Source organism: Cytobacillus eiseniae, assembly GCF_017874625.1.
GTDB lineage: Bacteria > Bacillota > Bacilli > Bacillales > Cytobacillaceae > Cytobacillus > Cytobacillus eiseniae.
Map to the genome: position 1 here is coordinate 186,726 of NZ_JAGIKZ010000002.1, position 22,699 is coordinate 209,424.

21 protein-coding genes are annotated in these 22,699 nt (G+C 37.6%); 20 read left to right on the forward strand and 1 reads right to left on the reverse strand.

Features of this window, described 5'->3' with window-relative positions; all coding sequences use genetic code 11:
* Positions 1-59: 59 nt before the first annotated feature.
* The 10 genes from def (at position 60) to spoVM (ending at position 9,403) form a co-directional block, all read left to right on the forward strand.
* Positions 60-545 (forward strand): peptide deformylase, encoded by a 486-nt coding sequence (gene def / locus J2Z40_RS03095; protein ID WP_066393488.1) that lies wholly within the window; start codon positions 60-62, stop codon positions 543-545.
* Positions 542-1,492 carry a methionyl-tRNA formyltransferase gene (gene fmt, locus J2Z40_RS03100; RefSeq protein ID WP_066393491.1) on the forward strand — a complete coding sequence of 317 codons (951 nt, stop codon included), beginning with the start codon at positions 542-544 and terminating at the stop codon, positions 1,490-1,492. Before def ends, fmt begins: the two co-directional genes overlap by 4 nt.
* Positions 1,489-2,841, forward strand: coding sequence for a 16S rRNA (cytosine(967)-C(5))-methyltransferase RsmB (gene rsmB / locus J2Z40_RS03105; protein ID WP_066393493.1), 1,353 nt, complete (start codon positions 1,489-1,491; stop codon positions 2,839-2,841). The genes fmt and rsmB overlap by 4 nt, the downstream gene beginning before the upstream one ends.
* Positions 2,842-2,843: 2 nt before the next feature.
* The gene (rlmN, locus tag J2Z40_RS03110; RefSeq protein WP_066393495.1) at positions 2,844-3,926 is read left to right on the forward strand and encodes a dual-specificity RNA methyltransferase RlmN; all 1,083 of its coding nucleotides are present in this window, start codon (positions 2,844-2,846) and stop codon (positions 3,924-3,926) included.
* A gap of 4 nt (positions 3,927-3,930) precedes the next feature.
* Positions 3,931-4,689 (forward strand): Stp1/IreP family PP2C-type Ser/Thr phosphatase, encoded by a 759-nt coding sequence (locus J2Z40_RS03115; RefSeq protein ID WP_066393497.1) that lies wholly within the window; start codon positions 3,931-3,933, stop codon positions 4,687-4,689.
* On the forward strand, positions 4,686-6,641 hold the full coding sequence (gene pknB, locus J2Z40_RS03120; RefSeq protein WP_066393498.1) for a Stk1 family PASTA domain-containing Ser/Thr kinase: 1,956 nt from the start codon (positions 4,686-4,688) through the stop codon (positions 6,639-6,641). Before J2Z40_RS03115 ends, pknB begins: the two co-directional genes overlap by 4 nt.
* A gap of 64 nt (positions 6,642-6,705) precedes the next feature.
* Positions 6,706-7,587 (forward strand): ribosome small subunit-dependent GTPase A, encoded by an 882-nt coding sequence (gene rsgA / locus J2Z40_RS03125; protein ID WP_066393501.1) that lies wholly within the window; start codon positions 6,706-6,708, stop codon positions 7,585-7,587.
* 3 nt (positions 7,588-7,590) lie between these two features.
* Positions 7,591-8,250 carry a ribulose-phosphate 3-epimerase gene (rpe, locus tag J2Z40_RS03130; RefSeq protein WP_066393505.1) on the forward strand — a complete coding sequence of 220 codons (660 nt, stop codon included), beginning with the start codon at positions 7,591-7,593 and terminating at the stop codon, positions 8,248-8,250.
* A 332-nt stretch (positions 8,251-8,582) separates the two neighbouring features.
* Positions 8,583-9,230, forward strand: a complete 648-nt coding sequence (locus tag J2Z40_RS03135) for a thiamine diphosphokinase (RefSeq protein WP_066393507.1) — start codon at positions 8,583-8,585, stop codon at positions 9,228-9,230.
* A gap of 92 nt (positions 9,231-9,322) precedes the next feature.
* Positions 9,323-9,403, forward strand: a complete 81-nt coding sequence (spoVM, locus tag J2Z40_RS03140; protein WP_053475624.1) for a stage V sporulation protein SpoVM — start codon at positions 9,323-9,325, stop codon at positions 9,401-9,403.
* Between the two features lie 186 nt (positions 9,404-9,589).
* Here spoVM and rpmB read toward each other — a convergent pair whose 3' ends face one another.
* Entirely contained in the window at positions 9,590-9,778 is a 189-nt protein-coding gene (gene rpmB, locus J2Z40_RS03145) for a 50S ribosomal protein L28 (RefSeq protein WP_066393509.1), read from the reverse strand.
* 321 nt (positions 9,779-10,099) lie between these two features.
* Here rpmB and J2Z40_RS03150 point away from each other — a divergent pair, with 321 nt between their 5' ends.
* The 10 genes from J2Z40_RS03150 to smc all read left to right on the forward strand — a co-directional run bounded on the left by J2Z40_RS03150 (position 10,100) and on the right by smc (position 22,699).
* Complete coding sequence (locus J2Z40_RS03150) at positions 10,100-10,462, forward strand: Asp23/Gls24 family envelope stress response protein (RefSeq protein WP_066393512.1); 363 nt, start codon at positions 10,100-10,102, stop codon at positions 10,460-10,462.
* 16 nt (positions 10,463-10,478) lie between these two features.
* Positions 10,479-12,161 carry a DAK2 domain-containing protein gene (locus J2Z40_RS03155; RefSeq protein WP_066393515.1) on the forward strand — a complete coding sequence of 561 codons (1,683 nt, stop codon included), beginning with the start codon at positions 10,479-10,481 and terminating at the stop codon, positions 12,159-12,161.
* A 195-nt stretch (positions 12,162-12,356) separates the two neighbouring features.
* Positions 12,357-14,405: an ATP-dependent DNA helicase RecG gene (recG, locus tag J2Z40_RS03160; protein ID WP_066399218.1), complete on the forward strand. Its 2,049-nt coding sequence runs from the start codon at positions 12,357-12,359 to the stop codon at positions 14,403-14,405.
* 62 nt (positions 14,406-14,467) lie between these two features.
* Complete coding sequence (gene fapR, locus J2Z40_RS03165) at positions 14,468-15,043, forward strand: transcription factor FapR (protein ID WP_066393517.1); 576 nt, start codon at positions 14,468-14,470, stop codon at positions 15,041-15,043.
* A gap of 38 nt (positions 15,044-15,081) precedes the next feature.
* A complete protein-coding gene (gene plsX / locus J2Z40_RS03170) occupies positions 15,082-16,074 on the forward strand; it encodes a phosphate acyltransferase PlsX (RefSeq protein WP_066393519.1) in 993 nt (330 codons plus the stop codon).
* 11 nt (positions 16,075-16,085) lie between these two features.
* On the forward strand, positions 16,086-17,033 hold the full coding sequence (gene fabD, locus J2Z40_RS03175; protein WP_066393521.1) for an ACP S-malonyltransferase: 948 nt from the start codon (positions 16,086-16,088) through the stop codon (positions 17,031-17,033).
* Positions 17,030-17,773 (forward strand): 3-oxoacyl-[acyl-carrier-protein] reductase, encoded by a 744-nt coding sequence (fabG, locus tag J2Z40_RS03180; RefSeq protein WP_066393523.1) that lies wholly within the window; start codon positions 17,030-17,032, stop codon positions 17,771-17,773. The genes fabD and fabG overlap by 4 nt, the downstream gene beginning before the upstream one ends.
* Positions 17,774-17,888: 115 nt before the next feature.
* Positions 17,889-18,122, forward strand: a complete 234-nt coding sequence (locus J2Z40_RS03185) for an acyl carrier protein (RefSeq protein ID WP_066393525.1) — start codon at positions 17,889-17,891, stop codon at positions 18,120-18,122.
* A gap of 219 nt (positions 18,123-18,341) precedes the next feature.
* Entirely contained in the window at positions 18,342-19,076 is a 735-nt protein-coding gene (gene rnc / locus J2Z40_RS03190) for a ribonuclease III (RefSeq protein ID WP_066393526.1), read from the forward strand.
* Between the two features lie 56 nt (positions 19,077-19,132).
* On the forward strand, positions 19,133-22,699 hold the full coding sequence (smc, locus tag J2Z40_RS03195; RefSeq protein ID WP_066393527.1) for a chromosome segregation protein SMC: 3,567 nt from the start codon (positions 19,133-19,135) through the stop codon (positions 22,697-22,699).

Below are 22,699 nucleotides of genomic sequence, written 5' to 3' on the forward strand. Positions count from 1 at the left end.
CGTATGTTATGAAGATAAAGTAAATGGTTGAAAATAGTGAAACAACAGGAGGAAATAGCTTGACAGTTAGAAAAATAGTCACATATCCAGCAGAAATATTAGAAAAACAATGTAAGCCTGTTACACAATTTGATAAAAAACTAGTAAAAATATTGAATGATATGTATGATACGATGCTTGAATTTGATGGTGTTGGTCTTGCTGCCCCCCAAATTGGCTTAGATATGCAGGCGGCGATTGTTGATATTGATGATGAAAATGGAACAATTGAAATGATTAATCCAGAAATCGTCGAAACAAATGGGGAACAATTAGGTCCAGAAGGCTGTCTAAGCTTTCCAGATCTATATGGAGAAGTAGAGAGGCCCTATTATGTGAAAATAAAAGCACAGGATCGAAAAGGCAAGTTTTTTACTTTTGAAGCGAAGGATTTCTTAGCACGAGCGATATTACATGAAATCGATCATTTACATGGCGTTTTATTTACTTCAAAAGTGAAAAGATATTTAGAAGCAGAAGAGTTAGAAGGGTTGGAAGAAGAATGACGAAGATAATCTTTATGGGAACACCAGATTTTTCTGTTCCTGTACTGCAGCAAATTTTAAATGATGGATATGACGTAGTTGGAGTCGTCACTCAACCAGATCGCCCAGTAGGAAGGAAAAGGAAATTAACGCCTCCTCCAGTGAAAGTAGAAGCTGAAAAACATGGAATTCCCGTTTATCAGCCAGAGAAAATTCGTCAACCAGAGGAATTGGAGCAAATTTTAGCTATAAAGCCAGATTTAATTATTACCGCAGCATTTGGTCAAATATTGCCAAAAGAATTGCTTGATGCACCAAAATATGGTTGTATCAATGTCCATGCTTCACTTCTCCCAGAGCTTCGAGGTGGGGCACCGATCCATTATTCGATTATTCAGGGGAAAGAAAAAACGGGTATAACAATCATGTATATGGCTGAGAAGCTTGATGCGGGTGACATATTAACCCAAGTAGAAGTACCAATTACTGAAATAGATACGGTTGGTTCCTTGCATGATAAACTGAGTGCCGCAGGATCAAAGCTGTTATCTGAAACATTGCCGAAATTATTAAATGGAGAATTGAAGCCCATTCCTCAAAAGGATGAAGAAGCAACATTTGCTTCTAATATTAAACGTGAGCAAGAAAAGATTGATTGGTCAAAAGCAGGAGAAGACATCTATAACCATATTCGTGGGCTAAACCCATGGCCAGTTGCTTACACAACACTAGAAGGATCAGTTGTTAAAGTTTGGTGGGCAGAGAAAACGGCGAGAGAAACAAATCTGCTTCCAGGGACAATTATTGGGCTGGATGACAATGCGCTAATTGTTGCTACTGGAAATAAGACAGCAATTAAAATTCTTGAGCTTCAGCCATCTGGCAAGAAAAAAATGTCTTCTGAGCAATTTTTACGTGGAGCTGGCTCCCATATTTCGGTTGGTCATCGTCTAGGAGAAACAGAATGAAAAAAGATGGGAAGAAAAATGTTCGTGAGACTGCCCTCGATTTATTAGAAGCAGTCGAAAAAAATCAGTCTTATAGCAATCTTTTACTGAATCATGCCATTCAAAAAAATGCGATTCCTCCGAAAGATATTGGTTTATTGACAGAATTAACTTATGGAACATTACAAAGAAGAATGAGTCTAGACTTCTATTTACAGCCTTTCTTACAAGGCAATAAAAAAATAGAAGGCTGGGTAAAACAATTATTGCGTGTCACACTATATCAAATGGTCTATTTAGATAAAATACCTGATCGTGCGGCGATTTTTGAAGCAGTAGAAATTGCGAAGAAAAGGGGCCATAAAGGCATTTCTGGAATGGTGAACGGAGTGCTAAGAAATATTCAAAGACAAGGACTCCCATCCTTAGAGACGCTAGCTGATTCAATTGAAAGATTGGCTATTGAAACAAGTCATCCAATTTGGCTTGTGAAAAGATGGGTGGAGCAGCTTGGGTTTGAGCAAACAAAGCAAATGTGTGAACTTAATTTAACGGCGCCATTACAAACAGCGAGGGTTAATCTTACGAAAATAACTAAAGATGCATGTTTGGCAAAGCTTATAGAGGAAGGTTATCAAGTGGAAGCGAGTGAGGTCATTCCAGAAGCAATTAAATGCTACCGTGGGAATCTCGCGAATTCGACTGCATTTAAAGAAGGCTTCTTAACCATTCAGGATGAAAGTTCCATGTTAGCTGCTATTGCATTAAATGTAGGAAAAAATGAACGCATTTTAGATGCATGTGCGGCTCCTGGGGGAAAATCCACACATATTGGTGAGAAGCTGCAAAATACAGGACAAGTCATCTCTCTAGATCTGCATGAGCATAAAGTGAAATTAATTAATGAAAATGCCAATCGACTGGAGCTAACGAATATTAAAGCAAATGTACTTGATAGCAGAAATGTCCAAGCCCATTTTGAAAAGGAATCGTTTGATCGAATTTTATTAGATGCGCCTTGTTCCGGACTTGGAGTAATGAGACGTAAGCCAGATATGAAATATGTCAAAAAGGAAGAAGACGTACTTCGACTTTCAGAAATCCAGAAAAACTTATTAAAAGCAGTTTCCCCTTTGTTGAAAAAAGGTGGTATTCTAGTTTATAGTACTTGTACGGTTGATAGAGAAGAGAATCATGAGGTAGTAGAAACATTTTTAAAGGATCAAGTGGATTTTGAAGGGGATCCCACACTAAAGGATCGAATGCCTGAATTGATCCGTCCATTAGTAAATGGATTTCAACTTCAAATTTTGCCACAAGATATTGGTTCAGACGGCTTTTATATAGCCTGTTTAAGAAAGAAGGTGTAAAAATGGAAAAAACAACAGAGAAAAAGACAACAATAGATCAAAAACCTTCCATTTATTCTTTACAACTACATGAGCTAAAGGATTGGCTCAAAGAGAATAATGAAAAGGCATTTCGTGCGGAACAAATTTTTGATTGGCTATACACGAAAAGAGTCACCTCATTTGAGGATATGACGAATTTATCAAAAAGTTTAAGAGATATGCTGGAAGCAGCATTTGCCATGACGACATTAAATACGATTATCCAGCAGCAATCATCTGACGGAACAATCAAATTTCTGTTTGAACTTCATGATGGCTACTCCATTGAAACCGTATTAATGAGACATGATTATGGGAATTCCGTATGTGTCACAACACAGGTTGGATGCAGAATTGGCTGTACATTCTGTGCCTCTACTTTAGGTGGATTAAAGCGTAATTTAGAAGCAGGAGAGATTGTTGCGCAGGTTGTAAAGGTACAACAAGCCCTTGATGAAACAAACGAGCGAGTAAGCTCAGTGGTTATAATGGGGATTGGTGAACCGTTTGATAATTTTGATCATATGCTTTCGTTCTTGAAAATAATCAATCATGATCAAGGATTAAATATTGGTGCACGTCATATTACGGTCTCAACTAGTGGAATCATACCGAAAATCTATAAATTTGCTGATGAGAATATGCAAATTAACTTTGCTCTTTCACTGCACGCACCTAACACAGAATTACGAAGCCGACTGATGCCGATCAATCGGGCATACAAATTGCCAGATTTGATGGAAGCGATCCGCTACTATATAAATAAAACAGGTAGACGAGTAAGCTTTGAGTACGGATTATTCGGTGGAGTGAATGATCAGGTTGAACATGCAGAAGAATTGGCAAGACTTATAAAAGGAATCAAATGTCATGTTAATTTAATCCCAGTAAACTATGTTCCAGAAAGAGATTATGTAAGAACACCAAAAGAGCAAATATATACATTTGAAAAGACTTTAAAAAATCACGGTATTAATGTAACAATTCGCAGAGAGCACGGTCATGATATTGATGCAGCATGTGGACAACTTCGTGCAAAGGAGCGAAAAGAGGAGACGAGGTGACAGGATGAAAGCTGTTTATATGACAGACCGAGGCAGAATTCGTCAACATAATGAAGATAATGGTGGTGTTTTCAAAAACACTAGCGGCCAACGACTTGCCATCGTTGCTGATGGCATGGGCGGCCACCGCGCAGGGGATGTAGCAAGTGAAATGGCTTTAGCCAATTTGAAAAAGCGGTGGGAAGAAGCAACCTTAATTCAAACAGCTGATGAAGCAGAAGAATGGTTGAAAACTGCGATTGAAAATGGCAATACTCTTCTATATGAGCATTCGAAAAATGTGTCTGAATGTAAAGGCATGGGGACAACGGTTGTAGCGGCTATATGTACAGATCGTTTTGTTAGTGTAGCAAATATTGGCGATAGTCGATGTTATATTTTCAATGAGAATGGTTTTCAGCAATTAACAGACGATCATTCCCTTGTAAATGAACTAGTTCGTACGGGACAAATTTCTAAGGAGGATGCTGAGCATCATCCAATGAAAAATGTTGTACTTCGCTCATTAGGAACAGAAGAAACAGTAAATATAGATATAAAAACGATTATTTTTGAAGAAGAAGATTTACTGCTTTTATGCTCTGATGGATTATCAAATAAAGTAACAGAGGCGGAAATGATTGAAGTTCTTCAAAGTGAGCAAAGCATGAATGAAAAAGCAGCGACATTAATTGATTTAGCCAATAATCATGGCGGAGAAGATAATATTACGTTAATTATCGTTGAATTCTTAGATAGTGGCGAATCTGGTGATGGCTTATGATGATTGGAAAAAGAATCAGCGGCAGATATAAAATTCTTGAAACCATTGGCGGGGGTGGAATGGCCAATGTTTATTTAGCGCATGATATGATTCTCGATCGTGATGTAGCCTTAAAAATGCTTCGGCTTGATTTTGCTAATGATGAAGAATTTATCCGCCGTTTTCATCGTGAGGCACAGTCGGCTACAAGTCTTGCACACCCTAATATTGTTAGTATTTACGATGTAGGTGAAGAGGATTCCATCTATTATATTGTAATGGAATATGTAGATGGTCAAACATTAAAGCAATACATACAGCAAAATAATCCCATTCGAATAGATGAAATCCTTGAAATTATGAAGCAGTTAACATCTGCCATTTCTCATGCGCATCAAAATCATATTATCCATCGGGATATTAAGCCTCATAATATATTAATTGATCGGCTTGGCAATGTGAAGATTACTGATTTTGGCATTGCGATGGCACTAAGTGCAACAAGTATTACACAAACAAATTCAGTATTAGGATCTGTTCATTATTTATCACCAGAGCAAGCAAGAGGTGGAATGGCAAACCGGAAGTCGGATATTTACTCGTTAGGGATTGTAATGTTTGAATTGTTAACAGGTAGACTCCCTTTTTCTGGAGATTCCGCAGTGACGATTGCATTAAAACATTTGCAATCAGAAACCCCTTCTTTAAGAAGATGGAATCCTGCTATCCCACAAAGTGTAGAAAATATTGTTTTAAAAGCAACCGCAAAGGATCCATTTCATCGCTATGATAGCGTAGAGGAAATGGAGGATGATATTCGAACCGCATTGGATCCAGAAAGACTTCATGAGCAAAAATTTAGCATTCCTATTGATGATGATGCGACCATTGCCATTCCAATTATTACGAATGAGCATTCTTATTCAAATATGGATGAAACAGTTATTCATAAAGAGGTAAAAAGTGGGCAATCAAAAAAAGAGCCAAAGCCTAAGAAAAAAGAAAAAAAGAAAAAATGGCCGATTGTATTAGTCTCTATCTTTTTTAGCTTAATTATTCTCGGTTTATTTGTTGTTTTTATTCTTCCTGGCTTATTATCTCCAGATGATATTACTGTACCTGATGTAAGTGGAGAAAGCATTGAAGATGCAATAAAGGAGCTTGAAGATGCTGGATTTAAAATTAGAGAAACCATTCAAGTGAATGATGAAGAAATACAAGAAGGTCTCGTGATTAAAACAGATCCAAAGGTTGGAAAGATTGTTAAAGAAGGACATGAAATTGATCTTTATGAAAGCTTGGGAAAAGAGAAGTTTGAGCTTGAAAATTACATCGGTCAATCCTTTGATGAAGTAGAAAGATTATTAGGAAAGCATCATTTTACAATCAAGAAAAATGAAGTGAATAATGATAGTGAGGCTGAAGGAACAATTCTTGAGCAAAACTTTAAACAAGGGGATCAAGTTATCCCTGAAGAAACAGAATTGATCTTTACTGTTAGTATTGGACCCAAGCCAATTACGTTAAAAGATTTAAGTGGGTATAATACGAAAGGGCTGCAAGAATATGAGGATTCTACAGGGATAGTTATTGAGGTTGCGAAGGAGGATCATTCCGAAACTGTGGCCGAAGGACTTGTCATCTCGCAAGAGCCAGCAGCTGGAAAACAGCTTACCAAAGGAAGTAAAGTGAAAGTCGTTATTTCAAAAGGGAAAAAGGAAATCCCGCCAAAGGTTGTTTTCATTGAAGTATCAGTTCCATATGAGCCTGAGATTGAAGGGCAGCCACAGGAGGTTCAAATCTATATTAATGATATGAATCGCTCAATAACAGAACCTTATATTACTGAATATATTACAGAAAATAGAAAGTTCAGGATTGAACTCGAGATTCCTTTTGGTCAGAATGCGGTATACCAAGTACGAAGAGATAGTACGGTCATCGAACAACAGGAAGTGCCATATCCACAGTAATAAGCATTATTTAGGCTGGGGATTTATGTAACATGATTTCAACTATTCAGTAAGGAGTGTTGCTATGCCTGAGGGCAAAATCATTAAGGCGTTAAGTGGATTTTATTATGTATATAGCGATGATGAAATCATTCAATGCCGTGGTCGAGGGGTATTTAGGAAAAATAAAGTGACCCCGCTAGTTGGTGATGAAGTTGTTTTTCAAGCGGAAAATGACAAAGAAGGATATATTTTAGAAGTGAAAGATCGTAAAAATGAACTTGTTCGTCCGCCTATTGCCAATGTAGATCAGGCCATCCTTGTTTTTTCAGCGGTGGAACCTGATTTCAGTACAGCTCTCCTTGATCGATTCCTTGTTTTAGTGGAATATAATCGGATTAAGCCGATCATCTGTATTACGAAAATGGATTTAACGAGTGAAGATCAGCATAAGCAAATTCAAATGTATGCGGAAGATTATAAAAGATCTGGGTATACTGTGCTGTTAACATCGTCTGAGACAGAAGAAGGAATAAAGGAATTATATCCATATTTAGATGGGGAAATTTCTGTCTTTGCTGGTCAGTCTGGTGTTGGAAAATCCTCTCTTCTTAATGCTCTTAATCCAGATTTAGATTTAAGAACAGATGATATTTCATCCCATCTTGGCAGAGGAAAGCATACGACAAGGCATGTTGAATTAATAAGAATGGGGAATGGTTTAGTCGCAGATACCCCTGGATTTAGTTCACTTGAGTTTATGGAAATTGAAATGTCAGATTTGAATTTCTGCTTTCCAGATATTCAATTGAAAAGTGAGGAATGTAAATTTAGAGGTTGTCTACATATTGCTGAACCTAAATGTGCAGTAAAGGCTGCTATTGAAACAGGAGAACTACCTGCTTATCGTTATGAGCATTACAAACAATTTTTGCAAGAAATTAAAGACAGAAAGCCGAGGTACTAAGCTATGGTTAAGATTGCCCCATCCATATTATCTGCTGACTTTTCAAAATTAGGGGAAGAAATTCTTGATGTTGAAAAAGGTGGAGCCGATTATATTCATGTCGATGTAATGGACGGACATTTTGTACCGAATATTACAATTGGGCCTTTAATTGTTGAAGCGATTCGTCCAGTAACAAAGCTTCCACTTGATGTCCATTTAATGATTGAAAATCCAGATCTTTATATCGAAGCTTTTGCTAAAGCAGGAGCGGATTATATTACCGTACATGTTGAAGCATGCCGTCATCTCCATCGAACGATTCATTTTATTAAATCACTTGGAGTGAAAGCAGGAGTGGTGTTAAATCCAGCTACGCCTGTGCAAACGATTGAAGAGATCATTGAGGATGTAGACATGGTTCTGCTTATGACTGTTAATCCTGGCTTCGGTGGTCAGAAATTCATCCCATCCGTCCTTCAAAAAATTACTGCTGTAAAGCGATTGGCAGATAGCAAAGGCTTGAATATTGAAATCGAAGTAGACGGCGGTGTAAATGAAGAGACGGCAAAGCTATGTATCGATGCTGGTGCAGATGTGTTAGTAGCTGGATCTGCTGTTTATAATCAAAAGGACCGTGCCAAGGCGATTGCAGCCATTAAAGGCAATGCCATACACAATTAATGGGGAAGTCAGCTGTTAAGGCTGACTTCTTTTTTCACATGACCTTTCATTATCAAGGTTCAGGGTTGAACAACTAGGTTGGTTGGAGTGGAAAGTGTATGCACCTTGACATGCATTCAAAGGTGTCAAATTAAGGATCTTATTAAACGTTCTACATAAGGATCGAAGTGCTAAATAGAATCAATCTTGACTGAATAGTATAATAATTGTTCGTGAAAGGCACTTTTCTAAAAAGATTGATGTTTTTAAATCAAATGTTTTACCAAATATGTGTAAAATAGTAACAATGTTGCGAAAACAGCTTACTCAAAACTTGTAATAAGGTGGATATAATGAATATAAATATTTTAGCTGGAGGGCCATCAGAATTTATTCCAAGCCTTGAGGCGTATCAAAATGATAAGGATGTTTGGATCGGAGTTGATAAAGGTGTATATACACTGCTTTCTAACAACATCCAACCAACAATGGCTTTTGGAGATTTTGACTCCGTAACAAAAAAAGAAATGCAGCTGATTGAAGAGAAGGTTGAGGAATTAAAACGGTTTCATCCAGAAAAAGATGAGACAGATTTGGAGCTTGCACTAGATTGGGCATTGAAGCAACTACCTGAAACCATTCGGATCTTTGGTGCAACGGGTGGCAGAATTGATCATTTTCTTGCTAATATTCAACTTCTAATTAAACCAATGCAAAATGATCAATTTGTCCATGTGGAAATTATTGATCAAAAAAATCTCGTATATTTGCGTAGTCCAGGTTCATATACGGTTCAAAAAAAATCACATTATAAATATATTTCTTTTTTACCGATTTCAATGGAAGTTAGCGGCATTACATTGGAAGGTTTTAAATATCCCTTAACAAACCGAAACCTTCCTATTGGATCGACACTTTGTATTAGTAATGAACTTATTATCGATAATGGTCATTTTTCATTTTTAAAAGGCATATTATTGGTTGTAAGAAGTAATGATTAGATAGAAAATTGATTAGTACTTATCTATTTTTATTGAATATGATGGTAGTGGTTTGATGGATGTGTAAGAGATCGTGAGGAGGGACACGGGATATGAGATTTTATACGATAAAATTGCCAAAGTTCTTAGGCGGAATTGTCCGTGCGATGTTAGGAACCTTCAAAAAAAATTGAGACAATAGAGAAAGCAGGGCACCTACACTAGGTGCTCTATTTTTTTTGATCAGTCAATATGAACTGGATAAACGGCATCGGGTGAAAAGAGAAATTAAGGCTTAATTTGTTCTAAATTGGTATAAAAAGTATGTTTCAGTTATTTGAGCAATAGAAAAGGACATCCAAAAGGATGTCCTATCTAAATTAAACGCGTTCTACTTTACCAGATTTAAGCGCTCTTGCAGAAACCCAAACACGTTTAGGCTTACCGTCTACAAGGATACGTACTTTTTGAAGGTTAGCACCCCATGTACGTTTGTTAGCATTCATCGCATGAGAACGAGCGTTACCTGTAGTTGTTTTTTTACCAGTTACAACACATTTACGTGGCATATTCATTTCCCTCCTTAACACATAAGCTGAAGCTATTTTTCAACATTCATTTGCTTGTATGATGAATATTTGAATTTAATGTTTAAAACAGAAATACTGTTTTCAAGACATTAAAAGATACTTTAATAATTTATCATACAACGATTTTTATTGCAATAGTTCTGTTGAAAGCTTTCAAGAAAAATTCCTTGACATACTCTTCTATACGATAAGCTATAATAATGATAAAAAGTGCGACTTTCAAAATGAAACAATTTATAGTAAAATGTGAAAAGGTATGCGATAAAGTTTAAGAGCAATTTCCAAAGGGGGAAAGAAAAAATGTCAATCGAACTTAAAACGAAATTCGGCCAAATTGATATCTCAAATGACGTGATTGCAACACTGGCAGGTGGAGCAGCTATAGATTGCTATGGTATAGTAGGTATGGCTTCAAAGCATCAAATTAAAGATGGCTTGACCGAAATTTTGCGTAAAGAAAATTTTACCCGTGGTGTAATTGTTCGCCAGGAAAACGATGAAGTACATATTGATATGTATATAATTGTTAGCTATGGGACGAAAATCTCCGAAATTGCTCATAATGTGCAATCTAAAGTAAAATACACGCTTAATCAAACAGTAGGGCTTGCCGTTGAGTCGGTGAATATTTACGTCCAAGGAGTTCGTGTAACGAATCCGTAGTGAGGAGGAAAGATTTGTGTCTATAAAAGTTTTAGACGGAAAACGTTTTTCAGAAATGATTATTAAAGGTGCGAATCATCTATCTGTTAATGCAAAGTTAGTAGATGCACTGAACGTTTTCCCTGTTCCAGATGGTGACACAGGAACAAATATGAATTTATCAATGACTTCTGGTGCAAAAGAAGTGAAAAATAATGTTCAGTTACATATTGGAAAAGTGGGTACCGCACTTTCGAAGGGTCTATTAATGGGGGCACGCGGAAACTCAGGGGTTATTTTATCCCAGTTATTCCGTGGATTTTCAAAGGCAATTGAGCAAAAGGCCGAAATCAATAGTGTTGAATTCGCTGCTGCGCTTCAAAGTGGGGTAGAAACCGCATATAAAGCAGTAATGAAGCCTGTTGAGGGTACGATTTTGACTGTTGCTAAAGATGCAGCAAAAAAAGGTGTAGCTGTAGCGAAAAATGAATCGGACATCATCGTAGTTATGGAAGAAGTAGTTAAAGAAGCGAAGGCCTCTTTAGATCGTACACCTGATTTACTGCCAGTTCTTAAAGAAGTTGGCGTTGTTGATAGTGGCGGCCAAGGACTTGTATTTGTGTATGAAGGTTTCCTTGCAGAACTAAAAGGGGAACAATTATCCGAAGAACCTGTAACATTGCCAAAAATGGATGAACTAGTTAGTGCAGAGCATCATAAGAATGTGCATAACTTTATGAATACAGAAGATATAGTCTATGGTTATTGCACAGAGTTTATGGTGAAATTTGAAGATGAAAAGCTTTCTAATGATCCTTTTACTGAAGAAAAATTCAGACAGGATTTAAGTAAATATGGGGATTCTTTATTAGTGATTGCAGATGAAGAATTAGTGAAAGTACATATTCACTCTGAGCAGCCAGGCGATTGCTTATCATATGGACAGCGCTACGGCAGTCTGATTAATATGAAGATTGAAAACATGCGTCAGCAGCATTCAAATTTAGTTGACGATGTTCAAACTCCATTTGTACTGGTGAATGATAAGAAATCTAAAGAGAAGAAAGAATATGGAATTGTAACTGTTTCAATGGGAAGCGGCATTGCTGATTTATTCCGCAGCATCGGTGCGCATGCGGTGATTGAAGGCGGTCAGACAATGAACCCTAGTACAGAGGATATTGTGAAGGCTGTGCAAGAGGTAAATGCGAAGAAGGTCATCATCCTTCCTAATAATAAAAATATTATTATGGCTGCACAACAGGCAGCAGAAGTTTCTGACCAAGAAGTAATAGTTATTCCTTCAAAGACAGTTCCACAAGGGATGTCTGCTTTGCTTGCATTTAATCCAAGTGTAAGTATGGAACAAAATGAAGTAGGAATGAAAACCGCACTTCAGCATGTAAAAACAGGACAAGTAACATTTGCAGTCAGAGATACTAGTATCGATGGCCTTGAAATTGAAAAAGATGATTTCATGGGGATCAGTGAAGGCAAGATTGTTCTGAAAAATAAAGATAAAGTACAGCTAGCTAAAGATTTATTAGCTTCGATGATCGATTCTGATTCAGAAATCCTTACGATATTAAAAGGTGAGGATTCAACAGATGCTGATATTCAATCATTAGTTAGCTTTGTAGAGGAAGCATACGAAGATGTAGAGATTGAAGTACATGATGGCAAACAGCCTCTTTACGCTTTCATCTTTGCGATTGAATAAGTGGTATTTTAAGAAGGGGGCTCCCCTTCTTTTTTGTACGATAAGAGAGATTTGCTTACTAGAAATGGCTTGTATTCTAAATAATGTTATCCAACTTTATCTTAATTAGCATCAATGTTTGCGAAAACAGCCAAAGAATTAAATCGTTATGCAGGGAGGGAGAGCGGGTCGCTTACCGTGCACCGCTTAAATATTGTGAAAGAAACGCTTAGACAGTCCATAACTGCTATTAAAGGGATTGGCGGAGAAACGGCAGAAGCGCTTGCCGAATTGAATATCCAAACAGTCAAAGATTTACTAGAGTATTTCCCTTATCGATATGAAGATTACCGGGTGCGTGATTTAGAAGAAATCAAGCATGAGGAGCGCGTGACAGTTGAAGGGAAGGTTCATAGTGAGCCTTCTCTTATTTATTATGGCAGGAAACGATCTAGATTAACGTTAAGGCTGTTAGTTGAAAAATACCTTGTGCAAGTTGTTTTGTTTAATCAGCCCTATTTGAAAAATAAACTGTCCATTAATGAAGTTGTAACAGTGACAGGAAAATGGGATCAGCACAGGCAAACAATTACTGCTAGTGAAGTGCATACGGGAGCCATTACAAAAACGAAGGATTTTGAACCTGTATATGCAATAAAGGGAAAATTGACAGTTAAAGGCTTGCGTCGCTTCATTCAGTTAGCCTTTAATCAGTTTGGGGAAGAAATAGAAGAATCACTTCCGGAGCAGTATTTAATCAATTATAAGCTTTTAAATAAAAAGACGGCCCTTCGAATTATGCATTTCCCAATGAATGCACAGGAACTCAAACAAGCGAGACGGCGATTTGTGTATGAAGAATTTTTCCTTTTTCAATTAAAGATGCAAGCCCTCCGAAAAATTGAGAGAGAGCATTCGAAAGGGATAGCACAAAATTATCAACTCGGAGAAGTTAAGGAGTTCCTCAGCTCACTTCCATATGCACTAACAAATGCGCAAAAACGTGTGGTGAATGAAATTCTATCAGACATGAAATCTCCATTCCGAATGAATCGGCTTTTGCAAGGGGATGTTGGTTCAGGGAAAACCGCTGTCGCAGCGATCGCTCTTTATGCAAGCACGACAGCTGGATATCAAGGTGCATTAATGGTTCCTACAGAGATTTTAGCAGAGCAGCATATGGATTCATTAAAAAATATGCTCGTTCCTTTTGACATTCGCTGTGAATTGTTAACAAGTTCAGTGAAGGGCAAACGAAGGAAAGAAATTCTCCAATTATTAAAGTCCGGGGAAATTCATCTATTAATTGGAACCCATGCATTAATCCAAGAGGAAGTGGAATTCCAAAATTTAGGTCTTGTGATCACAGATGAACAACATCGTTTCGGAGTGGAGCAACGCAGAGTCCTGAGAGAAAAGGGTGAAAATCCTGATGTGCTCTTCATGACAGCTACTCCGATTCCAAGAACATTATCCATCACGGTTTTTGGAGAAATGGATGTATCAATTATTGATGAAATGCCAGCGGGAAGAAAAGCAATTGAAACGTATTGGGCAAAACCAGATATGCTTGATCGAGTTCTTGGTTTTGTTGAAAAGGAATTAAGGGCTGGCCACCAAGCATATGTCATTTGTCCATTAATCGAGGAATCAGAGAAATTGGATGTGCAAAATGTGATTGATGTGCATAGCACACTCACCCATTATTTTAATGGCCGTTATGAAGTTGGTCTTATGCATGGACAATTAACGCCTACTGAAAAAGAGGAAGTCATGAAAACCTTTAGTTTAAATAAAAAGCAAGTGCTTGTTTCAACGACAGTTGTTGAAGTAGGTGTCAATGTGCCAAATGCGACAATAATGGTCATTTATGATGCGGAAAGATTTGGACTTGCTCAGCTGCATCAGCTTAGAGGAAGAGTAGGAAGAGGTAGTGAGCAATCCTACTGCATTCTGCTTGCAGAGCCTAAGTCTGAAGTTGGAAAAGAACGAATGAAAATTATGACCGAAACAAATGATGGCTTTGTTTTAAGTGAAAAGGATCTTGAATTAAGAGGACCTGGGGATTTCTTCGGAAAGAAACAAAGTGGACTGCCAGAATTTAAAGTGGCAGATATGGTTCATGATTATCGGGCATTAGAAACAGCAAGGGATGATGCGGCAAAATTAATACAGACAGAAGAATTTTGGCATGTACCTGAGTATGGGTATTTACGAAATTATTTAAAAGAATCAGGTGTTTTAGAAGGAGAAAAGCTTGATTAAAGCTTTTCTTAACTATATACTACTATTAGTACCTAGTCTTAATATCTCGGACGGTGTGATAAATGAAAAGAACGAAAAAGGAACGACAAGCATTACTAAGCACTACCATTCAGGAAAACCCATTTGTAACAGATGAAGAGCTGGCTGATCGGTTTTCTGTCAGTGTGCAAACGATCCGATTAGATCGTCTGGAATTATCGATTCCAGAATTACGTGAACGGATTAAGAACGTTGCGGAAAAGAACTTTGATGATGAAGTGAGAGCATTGCCGATTGAAGAAATTATCGGTGAAATTATTGATATTGAACTAGACAAATCAGCTATTTCGATTTTAGATATTAAAGCTGATCATGTCTTTCGCAGAAATCAAATTGCACGTGGCCATCATTTATTTGCTCAAGCGAACTCACTTGCAGTTGCATTAATGAACGATGAGCTTGCTTTAACAGCTAAGGCGAATATTCAATTTACACGATCAGTTAAGCAAAATGAACGAGTAATTGCAAAAGCTAGAGTGACAACGATGGATACGACAAAAGGCCGAACAAATGTTGAAGTATCTAGCTTTGTAAATAATGAGCTTGTATTCAAAGGTGAATTTGAAATGTTCCGTTCTAAAAATGAACGTAGATCCTAAAAGATTATGCATAATTTATAATAAAGGAAGTCTTATTTATGAAAATAGCAATCGATGCAATGGGTGGAGACAATGCCCCAAAGGAAATTGTTCTTGGTGCGATAAAGGCAATTGAACAATATAAGGATATCCAAATTACCCTAGTTGGGGATGAAAAGCAAATAAATGCGCATTTAACAACAAATGAACGAATTGATGTTCTACATACAGAAGAAATGATATTGCCAACAGATGAGCCAGTAAGAGCGGTACGGAGAAAAAAGAGTGCTTCAATGGTTCTTGCTGCACAGGCAGTTGTAGATGGCAAGGCGGATGCATGTATTTCAGCGGGGAATACAGGTGCATTAATGGCTGCTGGACTATTTGTTGTTGGGCGAATTGACGGCATTGAACGCCCTGCTTTAGCTCCAACATTGCCAACCATTGATGGAGAAGGATTCCTGCTTCTAGATGTTGGTGCAAATGTAGATGCCAAACCAGAACATTTACTTCAATATGCAATAATGGGCTCTATATACGCTGAAAAGGTTCGTGGTGTTTCCAAGCCAAGAGTAGGGCTTTTAAATATTGGTACGGAAGAGAAAAAGGGAAATGAGCTTGCGAAAAATGCCTTCGAATTATTGCAGAAAGCAAATATTAACTTTGTTGGCAATGTTGAAGCACGTGACCTTCTAAGTGGGGTTGCAGATGTCGTTGTAACAGATGGATTTACAGGGAATATGGTATTAAAAACGATTGAAGGAACTGCCCTCTCTGTTTTTAAAATGTTAAAGACATCCTTGTATAGCAGTTTTAAAAGCAAAATGGCTGCTGCAGTATTGAAACCTGATTTAGTTCAATTAAAAGCAAAAATGGACTACTCAGAATATGGGGGTGCAGGTTTATTTGGTTTAAAGGCACCTGTTATTAAAGCACATGGTTCATCTGATGCGAATGCACTATTCAGCGCTGTGAAGCAGACTCGAAATATGATTGAGAATCATGTGTCTCAAACGATTAAGGAAGCAGTAGAAATAGAATCATCTAAATAGGGGGAAAACAAATGGGCAAAATTGCATTTATCTTTCCTGGTCAAGGATCTCAAGTTGTTGGAATGGGAAAATCATTAGCAGACTCAGATAAAACAGTTCATTCATTCTTTGAAAAGGCTGACGAAAGACTAGGTTTTCCACTTTCGAACATCATATTTGAAGGACCGCAAGAAGAGTTAACTTTGACTACAAATGCACAACCTGCACTTCTAACGACAAGTATCGCCATTTTAGAATTCTTTAAACAGTCAGGAGTTAAGCCAGACTTCGTTGCAGGTCATAGTCTTGGGGAGTATTCAGCTTTAGTTGCGGCAGGAGTATTATCCTTTAGTGACGGTGTATATGCTGTTAGAAAAAGAGGAGAATTCATGGAAGAAGCTGTTCCTAGTGGCGAGGGGACAATGGCGGCTGTGTTAGGAATGGACAGGGAAAAGCTAAGAGCGGTGACAGATGAAATTACAGAACAAGGGAATTCTGTGCAATTAGCCAATTTAAATTGCCCCGGCCAAATTGTCATTTCTGGTTCGAAAAAAGGAGTGGAGCTTGCAGCAAGTAAAGCAAAAGAAGAAGGGGCAAAGCGAGTCTTGCCTTTAGTTGTAAGTGGCCCATTTCATTCGGAGCTAATGAAGCCAGCAGCTGAACAATTTAAAGAGATTCTAAATCAACTAACAGTAAATAATGCAGAAGTTCCTGTTATTGCAAATGTAACTGCAAAGGAAATGACTTCAGCTGATGAAATGAAGACAAGACTAATTGAACAGCTATACTCACCTGTATTATGGGAGGATTCTGTCGAAAGAATGATTTCCTTAGGTGTTGATACATTTATCGAAATTGGCCCAGGCAAAGTATTATCGGGCTTAGTGAAGAAAATTGATAAAAACGTTCAAATATATGCTGTATCTGATCGTGAAAGCTGTCTGCAAGTAATGGAGACATTAAAGGAGGGAAATCGATGAAACTAGAAGGGAAAATTGCTCTTGTAACAGGTGCTTCTCGTGGGATTGGTAAAGAGATTGCCTTAGGTCTTGCTAGGCAGGGGGCAGATGTGGTCGTTAATTATTCAGGTAGTAAAGAACGAGCAAATGAAGTGGTTGCAGAAATTAAAGAGCTTGGCAGAAATGCCATTGCTATTCAATGTAATGTAGCTAATAGTGATTCAGTTACTAATATGGTAAAGGAAACGGTTGATACCTTTGGAAGACTTGACATTTTAGTTAATAACGCGGGCATCACGAGAGACAATCTGATCATGAGAATGAAAGAGGATGAATGGGATGATGTTATTAATACGAATTTAAAAGGAGTCTTCCTTTGTACGAAAGCAGTAACAAGACCAATGATGAAACAAAGAAGTGGACGTATTATTAATATTTCCTCTATTGTTGGTGTAAGTGGAAACCCTGGACAGGCAAATTATGTAGCTGCTAAATCTGGTGTGATCGGTCTTACAAAAACGACCGCAAAGGAACTTTCTACGCGAGGAATTACTGTAAATGCGATTGCGCCGGGTTTTATTTCAACTGAAATGACGGATAAGTTAAATGATGAATTGAAAGAGCAAATGTTAGCACAGATTCCATTGGCACGATTTGGTGAACCATCTGACATTGCAAATGTTGTCGTATTTCTTGCCTCAGATGATAGCAAATATATGACTGGGCAGACATTGCATGTTGATGGTGGAATGGTAATGTAAGTCTAGTTAAGGCTCAACTGTACATTTTAAATTCTTATGAGATAAAAATTTATTCGAGGCATATTTATTAATTGTCGCAAATACTCTATAATGTCTTGAGGGGAGGTGAATAAGGATGGCAGAAGTATTAGAACGTGTTACGAAGATTATCGTTGACCGTCTTGGTGTTGAAGAATCTGAGGTGAAGCTTGAAGCTTCATTTAAAGATGATCTTGGCGCGGATTCCCTTGATGTAGTAGAATTAGTTATGGAATTAGAAGATGAGTTTGACATGGAAATCTCTGATGATGACGCTGAAAAGATCTCAACAGTTGGTGACGCAGTTAACTACATAAAAGCGAAACAGTAATCAGCGAGTGATCTTACCTTTTTCAGTGAGGGTTTTTTGCCCTCACTGCATTTGAAAACTTCGTATTTCCTGTCCGTTATTATCTGGAACATCAATTCAGATAGTTACGGACAGTAAATACGGTATTTTAAAGCTCCGTTCTCAAACGGGGCTTTATTCTGTGAAAAACGGGAATAGCTATTTATAATGACAATTTATAACTAACAAGGGTGGAACAAAATGCACAATAACGGGAAAGACAAAGGAAAGCGAACTGTCCGTTTAATTGAAAAGCAATATAAGGATTTTCAGGAAAAGCTCGGGATCGAATTTGAAAATGAAAAGTTGTTAAAACAAGCTTTTACTCATTCATCCTATGTGAATGAACATCGCAGGAAGCCAAATGAGGATAATGAAAGACTTGAATTTCTTGGAGATGCAGTTCTTGAATTAACCGTTTCTCATTTTTTATTTCTAAAATATCCAATGATGAGTGAAGGAGAATTAACAAAATTAAGAGCTGCAATCGTTTGTGAGCCCTCTTTAGTTGCTTTTGCTAATGAACTTTCCTTTGGGAAACTGGTCTTACTAGGGAAGGGAGAAGAAATGACTGGTGGCAGAGAGAGACCTGCCCTTCTAGCAGACGTATTTGAAGCGTTCATCGGAGCTCTTTATTTAGATAAGGGTTTTGATACGGTTGTCAAATTTTTAGAAAAAGTCGTTTTCCCTAAAATTAATTCAGGTGTTTTTTCACATGTGATGGATTTTAAAAGCCAGCTTCAAGAATTAGTTCAACGGGATGGAACGGGTCTAATTGAGTATAAAATTTTACAAGAGAAGGGCCCTGCACATAATCGTGAATTTGTTTCAAGAGTATTAATGAATGGAATCGAATTGGGGACAGGGACTGGCCGCTCCAAAAAGGAAGCGGAACAGCATGCTGCAGAAATGGCTCTAAAAGTGTTAAGAAAATAACCATAGATCATACACATAAATAGGGAAATAATGCCCTTAGAAGAGGGGGAGCAGCTATGTTTTTGAAACGGTTAGATGTAGTTGGATTCAAGTCGTTTGCAGAGAGAATCATGGTTGACTTCGTTCCGGGTGTTACCGCTGTTGTAGGCCCGAATGGAAGTGGAAAAAGCAATATTACTGATGCCATCCGTTGGGTGCTTGGTGAACAATCGGCGAAGTCTTTACGTGGCGCAAAAATGGAAGATATTATCTTTTCTGGGAGCGATTCACGCAAAGCGGTGAACTTTGCAGAAGTTACACTTACGCTGGATAATGAGGACCAGCGTTTACCGATTGACTATAATGAGGTCAGTGTCACGAGACGAGTATATCGATCTGGAGAAAGTGAATTTCTCATTAACAAACAATCTTGTAGGTTAAAGGATATTGTTGATTTATTTATGGATTCTGGACTAGGTAGAGAAGCCTTTTCAATTATTAGTCAAGGAAGAGTAGAAGAGATTCTAAATAGCAAGGCAGAGGATCGTCGAACCATCTTTGAAGAAGCAGCAGGTGTGCTAAAGTATAAAAATCGTAAAAAGAAAGCAGAAGGCAAGCTTGCTGAGACACAAGAGAATTTAAATCGGGTTAATGACATCGTATATGAACTAGAAAGTCAAGTCGAACCACTGAAAATACAGGCTTCCATTGCAAAGGATTATTTAGAGCATAAGGAAGAATTAGAACAAATCGAAGTGGCATTAACTGTTTATGAAATTGAAGACTTACATTCGAAATGGAAAAAGCTTTCAGAGGAGCTTGAATTACATAAACAACAGGAAATTAAGCATTTATCCATATTGCAAGGTAAAGAAGCTAAAATGGAAGAGATTAGAGACAACGCAACAGCTATTGATGAATCCATTCATGATTTGCAAAATGTGCTGCTTCATGCGAGCGAGGAGCTTGAGAAGCTTGAGGGAAGAAAAGAAGTCTTAAAGGAAAGAAAGAAAAATGTGTCTCTAAATAAGGAGCAGCTGAGTAAAAGTCTTGAGGAGTATCTTGAAAAAGACCTGGTCCTAGAGGCTGATAAACAGAATCAATCAAAAATTGTCCAACAATTAGAGGCAGTAGCAGCAGAGCTGCAAAAGGAATTAAAGGAAAAACAAGAGCAGCTTAAGCTGTTTAGTGAAAATACAGAACAAAAGCTAGAATCATTTAAAAGTGACTATATTGAATTATTAAGTAAACAAGCTGCTGCCAAAAATGAGCTGCAAAATATTGAAATGCAAGAGAATCAACTAGGTACGAGAACAAACAGGCTTGAAGAGGATAATGAAAGCTTTATTCAAAACCGGAAAATGATCGTTGAAAAGAAAGCATTGATTCAAGCACAGTTAGCATCAGTACAAAATGAGTTAGATGAACAAGTAATACTTTTTCGTGATGAGCAAAAAAAATTCGAATCAATGAAGGATACTTATCAGAAGCAAGAAACGATGCTGTATCAGGCATATCAATATTTGCAAAAAGCAAAATCTAGACAAGAAATGCTTGCTGAAATGGAAGAAGACTTTTCAGGTTTTTTTCAAGGGGTAAAGGAAGTATTGAAGGCTAGAGGGACAGTACTACAAGGGATTGAAGGAGCAATCGCAGAATTAATTCAAGTGCCTAAAGAGTTCGAGACAGCTATTGAAATTGCTCTAGGCGGAGCGATGCAGCATATTATCGTGGAAACCCAACAACATGGTCGTCATGCGATACAGTATTTAAAGAAAAATTCATATGGCAGAGCTACTTTTCTCCCTCTTACTGTTATGAAGGGAAAAAGTTTAACCCAAATGCAGCTGCAATCGATTCAAGATCACTCATCATTTATTGGGATAGCTGCTCATTTAATCCAATTTGATTCGAAGTATAGCCATACAATTAATAGTTTACTTGGAAATGTTGTAATTGCTAGGGATTTACAAGGTGCAAATGAATTAGCCAAATTGCTGCAATATCGGGCAAGAATTGTTACTCTAGATGGGGATATCGTGAATCCAGGAGGAGCAATGACTGGTGGAGCATTAAAGCAAAAAAGCTCCTCTATTTTAAGCAGAAAAGGCGAGCTTGAAGAATTAAAGGCAAGCATCTCTGAAATGGAAGCTAAAACAATCAGTATGGAAAAGCAAGTGAAAATAACAAAAAGAACCATTCAAGATTTGGAACAACGACTTGAAACGCTTCGAAAAACAGGTGAAGAATTAAGATTGAAGGAGCAAGCCGTAAAAGGTGATCTTCGTGAGGTGGAGTTTGAAGAGAAAAGTTTAAATGAAAGACTATCTCTTTATGATTTTGATAAAGCGCAGTTCTCAGAGGATAAAGAAAGACTCGTTTCAAAAAAGGCAGATCTTCAGGCGCTCCTTGCTGATTTAGAAATGCAGATTACTGCACTTGATAACGAAATCAATGCCCTTACAGATCGGAAAAATATCCAGCAATCATCGAAAGAAGCGTTAAATTCGGCTATAAATGAACTGAAAATTAGCTTTGCAGCAAAAAATGAACAATACACACATGCAAAGGATAAATTTGAAGCTTTAACTTCTGATTATCGGTCAAATAAAGAAAAACTTGAAATTATCAAAGAAGACCTTGCACTTTTATCTTCGGAAATGACGAATAGCTTCTCAGGTGAACAACAGCTTGAGGAATCAGCAAATGATAAACGTCATGCTAAAAATGAGACAATTGCGCTCATTTCCTCAAGAAGAGAAGAACGGATGAAGCTGCAAACAACTTTAGAAGATTTAGAGCTTGAAACAAAAGAGTTAAAACGCCTACACAAAGGAATGACTGAAGCATTAAAGGATGAAGAAGTAAAGCTGAATCGGCTTGATGTTGAACTTGAAAATCGCTTAAATCATTTAAGAGAAGAATATTTGCTGTCCTTTGATGCAGCAAAGGAAGACTATCCTTTAATAATTTCTGCGGATGAAGCTAGAACGAAAGTAAAGCTGATTAAGCTTGCAATTGAAGAACTAGGAAATGTGAATATTGGTGCAATTGAAGAATATGAACGTGTTTCCGAACGCTATGAATTCCTGCATGAGCAGAAAAATGACTTGCAAGAGGCAAAGGATACGTTATTCCAAGTAATCGATGAGATGGATACCGAAATGAAAAAGCGATTTAAGGAAACATTTGAAGGTGTTCGCTATCACTTTGAATCTGTCTTTCAATCCTTGTTTGGCGGTGGAAGAGCGGATCTAAAATTAACGAATCAAGCAGATCTATTAACAACAGGTGTGGAAATTGTTGCGCAGCCTCCAGGGAAAAAACTGCAAAATCTTGGTCTGCTATCTGGTGGGGAAAGAGCACTGACAGCAATTGCTCTTCTTTTTTCGATCTTAAAGGTTCGTCCTGTTCCATTTTGTATTTTAGATGAAGTGGAAGCGGCACTTGATGAAGCGAATGTTTACCGGTTTAGTCAATATTTAAAAAGATTTAGTTCGGAAACGCAATTTATTGTCATTACCCATAGAAAAGGAACGATGGAAGATGCAGATGTGCTGTATGGGGTAACGATGCAGGAGTCTGGTGTGTCTAAATTAGTTTCCGTTCGTTTAGAGGATACGAAGGAATTAGTTACTCAATAA